This window comes from Agromyces mariniharenae, from assembly GCF_008122505.1.
Taxonomy (GTDB): domain Bacteria; phylum Actinomycetota; class Actinomycetes; order Actinomycetales; family Microbacteriaceae; genus Agromyces; species Agromyces mariniharenae.
In genome coordinates, this window is record NZ_VSSB01000003.1 from 1 (window position 1) to 5,529 (window position 5,529).

The window sequence follows — 5,529 nt, forward strand, 5'->3', positions numbered from 1 at the left end:
AATGAATGTCCGGCGGTGTCCTACTCTCCCACAGGGTCGCCCCTGCAGTACCATCGGCGCTGCGAGTCTTAGCTTCCGGGTTCGGAATGTGTCCGGGCGTTTCCCTCGCGCTATGGCCGCCGAAACTCTGGTACCAGCACCACCCGACATGTGTGTGGGGGTGTGGTGGTCTCGGTTGCACGTACCCCCTTGGCCAACCGTGGTTGGTGCGGGGTGTGCGGGTCTGTGTTGAGTTTGTGTGTGTTGTGTTGTGTTTCCGTCTGTTGGGAACCACAGAGTGGACGCGAGCAATCCTGTTCCACGCACCACCGCCTTACAACGTGGTGTGTGTAGTGATTGTCAAGTTATCGGCTTATTAGTACCGGTCAGCTGCACAAGTCGTTAGTCCTTGCTTCCACATCCGGCCTATCAACCCAGTCGTCTGGCTGGGAGCCTCTCCCCCGAAGGGATGGAAATCTCATCTCGAGGCCGGCTTCCCGCTTAGATGCTTTCAGCGGTTATCCATCCCGAACGTAGCTAACCAGCGGTGCTCCTGGCGGAACAACTGGCACACCAGAGGTTCGTCCAACCCGGTCCTCTCGTACTAGGGTCAGATCCTCTCAAATTTCCTGCGCGCGCAGAGGATAGGGACCGAACTGTCTCACGACGTTCTAAACCCAGCTCGCGTACCGCTTTAATGGGCGAACAGCCCAACCCTTGGGACCTACTCCAGCCCCAGGATGCGACGAGCCGACATCGAGGTGCCAAACCATGCCGTCGATATGGACTCTTGGGCAAGATCAGCCTGTTATCCCCGAGGTACCTTTTATCCGTTGAGCGACAGCGCTTCCACAAGCCACTGCCGGATCACTAGTCCCGACTTTCGTCCCTGCTCGACCTGTCAGTCTCACAGTCAAGCTCCCTTGTGCACTTACACTCGCCACCTGATTGCCAACCAGGTTGAGGGAACCTTTGGGCGCCTCCGTTACTTTTTGGGAGGCAACCGCCCCAGTTAAACTACCCACCAGGCACTGTCCCTGAACCGGATCACGGTTCGAAGTTAGATATCCAGAGTGACCAGAGTGGTATTTCAACAATGACTCCACGAACACTGGCGTGCCCGCTTCAAAGTCTCCCACCTATCCTACACAAGCCACACCGAACACCAATACCAAGCTGTAGTAAAGGTCACGGGGTCTTTCCGTCCTTCTGCGCGTAACGAGCATCTTTACTCGTACTGCAATTTCGCCGAGTTCGCGGTTGAGACAGCTGGGAAGTCGTTACGCCATTCGTGCAGGTCGGAACTTACCCGACAAGGAATTTCGCTACCTTAGGATGGTTATAGTTACCACCGCCGTTTACTGGGGCTTAAATTCTCAGCTTCGCCTTGCGGCTAACCGGTCCTCTTAACCTTCCAGCACCGGGCAGGCGTCAGTCCGTATACATCGTCTTGCGACTTGGCACGGACCTGTGTTTTTAGTAAACAGTCGCTTCCCACTGGTCTCTGCGGCCACTCCACGCTTCCCCTGGCAAGCAGGTTCACGCTTCGGGCCCCCCTTCTCCCGAAGTTACGGGGGCATTTTGCCGAGTTCCTTAACCACGATTCTCTCGATCTCCTCGGTATTCTCTACCTGACCACCTGAGTCGGTTTGGGGTACGGGCGGCTGGAACCTCGCGTCGATGCTTTTCTCGGCAGCATAGGATCACCCACTTTTCATCCGCATCGCGTCTCAGCCTGTATGAGCGACGGATTTGCCTATCGCTCGGCCTACACGCTTGCCCCGGGACAACCATCGCCCGGGCTGGGCTACCTTCCTGCGTCACACCTGTTAATACGCTCACTCCACCAGACGGGGTCGCATGCCGCCCCGCGCATCACCCCGAAGGGATCCGCACGGCTTGGGATGCTTAGCACTTCTGATCTCGTGTGGGCGGTTCTTCGCCGGTACGGGAATATCAACCCGTTGTCCATCGACTACGCCTGTCGGCCTCGCCTTAGGTCCCGACTTACCCAGGGCAGATTAGCTTGACCCTGGAACCCTTGGTCTTCCGGAGGACGGGTTTCTCACCCGTCTTTCGCTACTCATGCCTGCATTCTCACTCGTGTGCCGTCCACGGCTGGTTTCCACCGCCGCTTCACCCGGCACACGACGCTCTCCTACCCATCAACACGGCTGGACCACGAAGGCCTACCACAAATGTCAATGCCACAACTTCGGTGGCGTGCTTGAGCCCCGTTACATTGTCGGCGCGGAATCACTTGACCAGTGAGCTATTACGCACTCTTTCAAGGGTGGCTGCTTCTAAGCCAACCTCCTGGTTGTCTGTGCAACTCCACATCCTTTCCCACTTAGCACGCGCTTAGGGACCTTAGTTGGTGGTCTGGGTTGTTTCCCTCTCGACGATGAAGCTTATCCCCCACCGTCTCACTGCTGCGCTCTCACTTACCGGCATTCGGAGTTTGGCTGACGTCAGTAACCTGTTGGGGCCCATCGGCCATCCAGTAGCTCTACCTCCGGCAAGAAACACGCAACGCTGCACCTAAATGCATTTCGGAGAGAACCAGCTATCACGAAGTTTGATTGGCCTTTCACCCCTATCCACAGCTCATCCCCTCCATTTTCAACTGAAGTGGGTTCGGTCCTCCACGACGTCTTACCGTCGCTTCAACCTGGCCATGGATAGATCACTTCGCTTCGGGTCTAGGACCTGCGACTGAATCGCCCTATTCAGACTCGCTTTCGCTACGGCTACCCCACACGGGTTAACCTCGCCACAGATCACTAACTCGCAGGCTCATTCTTCAAAAGGCACGCCGTCACAGCTACAAGGCTGCTCCGACGGTTTGTAAGCAAACGGTTTCAGGTACTATTTCACTCCCCTCCCGGGGTACTTTTCACCTTTCCCTCACGGTACTTGTCCGCTATCGGTCATCTGGGAGTATTTAGGCTTATCAGGTGGTCCTGACAGATTCACACGGGATTTCTCGGGCCCCGTGCTACTTGGGATCCCCTTCCGGCCGGCATGGCATTTCAGCTACGGGACTCACACCCACTCTGGTCCGGCTTTCAATCCGGTTCGCCTATACCACACACGTCACCGCCGCTGTCCGGCAGAACAGCACGAAAGGTCCCACAACCCCGACCATGCAACCCCTGCCGGGTATCACACATGACCGGTTTAGCCTCATCCGCTTTCGCTCGCCACTACTCACGGAATCACGGTTGTTTTCTCTTCCTGTGGGTACTGAGATGTTTCACTTCCCCACGTTCCCTCTACCCGCCCTATACATTCAGGCGGGAGTCACCAGGTCACCCAAAGGGCCTGGCGGGGTTTCCCCATTCGGAAATCCTCGGATCACAGCTCGTTTATCAGCTCCCCGAGGCTTATCGCAGATTACGACGTCCTTCTTCGGCTCCAGATGCCAAGGCATCCACCGTTTGCTCTTAGAAACTTGAAATCACATGAGTTCGATCGAATCCGCCCCAGCCGAAGCCAGGGCAAAAGATTGACCAGTGAATACACCAGACAACACCCCGAAGGATGCGCCCGGCGACTCACCTTTGTGATCGACCCCGAAGGGTCAATCTAAGATGCTCGCGTCCACTATGTAGTTCTCAACAGACGGCCAGAACCCCCACACCCGACGACCCACGGTCATCATCGGTGAAGGTCTGAAGAAACCATCACCCCCCGCCACTCTCACAAGCGCGGGGGTTGTCCGGTCCCTCAGGACCCAACAGCGTGCACGCACCCAACCCGCCGGCCCCGATCGTTCCAACCCCCCGAAGGAGGCGTACTGAACCAGAACCCTTGAACCTGGATGCCTATGTCAATGTTCCACCCATGAGCAGCCGGCAGACACGTTCGGTCTGACCCGGCATGCCTGGAACACCCTGCGGTGCCCAGATGCTCCTTAGAAAGGAGGTGATCCAGCCGCACCTTCCGGTACGGCTACCTTGTTACGACTTAGTCCTAATCACCGATCCCACCTTCGACGGCTCCCTCCACAAGGGTTAGGCCACCGGCTTCGGGTGTTACCGACTTTCATGACTTGACGGGCGGTGTGTACAAGGCCCGGGAACGTATTCACCGCAGCGTTGCTGATCTGCGATTACTAGCGACTCCGACTTCATGAGGTCGAGTTGCAGACCTCAATCCGAACTGAGACCGGCTTTTTGGGATTCGCTCCGCCTTACGACATCGCAGCCCTTTGTACCGGCCATTGTAGCATGCGTGAAGCCCAAGACATAAGGGGCATGATGATTTGACGTCATCCCCACCTTCCTCCGAGTTGACCCCGGCAGTCTCACATGAGTTCCCACCATGACGTGCTGGCAACATGCGACGAGGGTTGCGCTCGTTGCGGGACTTAACCCAACATCTCACGACACGAGCTGACGACAACCATGCACCACCTGTATACGAGTGTCCAAAGAGTTCTACATTTCTGCAGCGTTCTCGTATATGTCAAGCCTTGGTAAGGTTCTTCGCGTTGCATCGAATTAATCCGCATGCTCCGCCGCTTGTGCGGGCCCCCGTCAATTCCTTTGAGTTTTAGCCTTGCGGCCGTACTCCCCAGGCGGGGCGCTTAATGCGTTAGCTACGACACGGAAACCGTGGAAAGGTCCCCACATCTAGCGCCCAACGTTTACGGCGTGGACTACCAGGGTATCTAATCCTGTTCGCTCCCCACGCTTTCGCTCCTCAGCGTCAGTTACGGCCCAGAGAACTGCCTTCGCCATCGGTGTTCCTCCTGATATCTGCGCATTCCACCGCTACACCAGGAATTCCATTCTCCCCTACCGCACTCCAGTCTGCCCGTACCCACTGCAGACCCGAGGTTGAGCCTCGGGATTTCACAGCAGACGCGACAAACCGCCTACGAGCTCTTTACGCCCAATAATTCCGGACAACGCTCGGACCCTACGTATTACCGCGGCTGCTGGCACGTAGTTAGCCGGTCCTTTTTCTGCAAGTACCGTCAAGGCCGAAGCCCCTTCTTCCTTACTAAAAGCGGTTTACAACCCGAAGGCCGTCATCCCGCACGCGGCGTTGCTGCATCAGGCTTGCGCCCATTGTGCAATATTCCCCACTGCTGCCTCCCGTAGGAGTCTGGGCCGTGTCTCAGTCCCAGTGTGGCCGGTCACCCTCTCAGGCCGGCTACCCGTCGACGCCTTGGTGAGCCATTACCTCACCAACAAGCTGATAGGCCGCGAGTCCATCCCAGACCGAAAAACTTTCCACCCCACACCATGCGGTGCAAGGTCCTATCCGGTATTAGCTCCGATTTCTCGGGGTTATCCCAGAGTCCAGGGCAGGTTACTCACGTGTTACTCACCCGTTCGCCACTAATCCCCAGCAGCAAGCTGCCAGTTCATCGTTCGACTTGCATGTGTTAAGCACGCCGCCAGCGTTCGTCCTGAGCCAGGATCAAACTCTCCAAAAAAAATGTTCAACCAACACCCCGAAGAGCGCCGGTCAAGAGTTGACCTCTGACAGACAGAACAATCAATACTGACTGTCCATCAATCCAAAGGAATCCCACCA

The 5,529-nt window shown here is 56.7% G+C and carries 3 rRNA genes; all 3 read right to left on the minus strand.

Annotated elements, in window-relative coordinates:
• Window positions 1-7 precede the first annotated feature (7 nt).
• The 3 genes from rrf to FYC51_RS19050 all read right to left on the minus strand — a co-directional run bounded on the left by rrf (window position 8) and on the right by FYC51_RS19050 (window position 5,428).
• Window positions 8-124 (minus strand): 5S ribosomal RNA (gene rrf, locus FYC51_RS19040).
• A 211-nt stretch (window positions 125-335) separates the two neighbouring features.
• Window positions 336-3,439: ribosomal RNA gene (locus FYC51_RS19045) — 23S ribosomal RNA — on the minus strand.
• Window positions 3,440-3,899: 460 nt separating this feature from the next.
• Window positions 3,900-5,428, minus strand: a 16S ribosomal RNA gene (locus FYC51_RS19050).
• The 16S, 23S and 5S rRNA genes sit together here, the layout of an rRNA operon.
• Window positions 5,429-5,529: the final 101 nt, after the last annotated feature.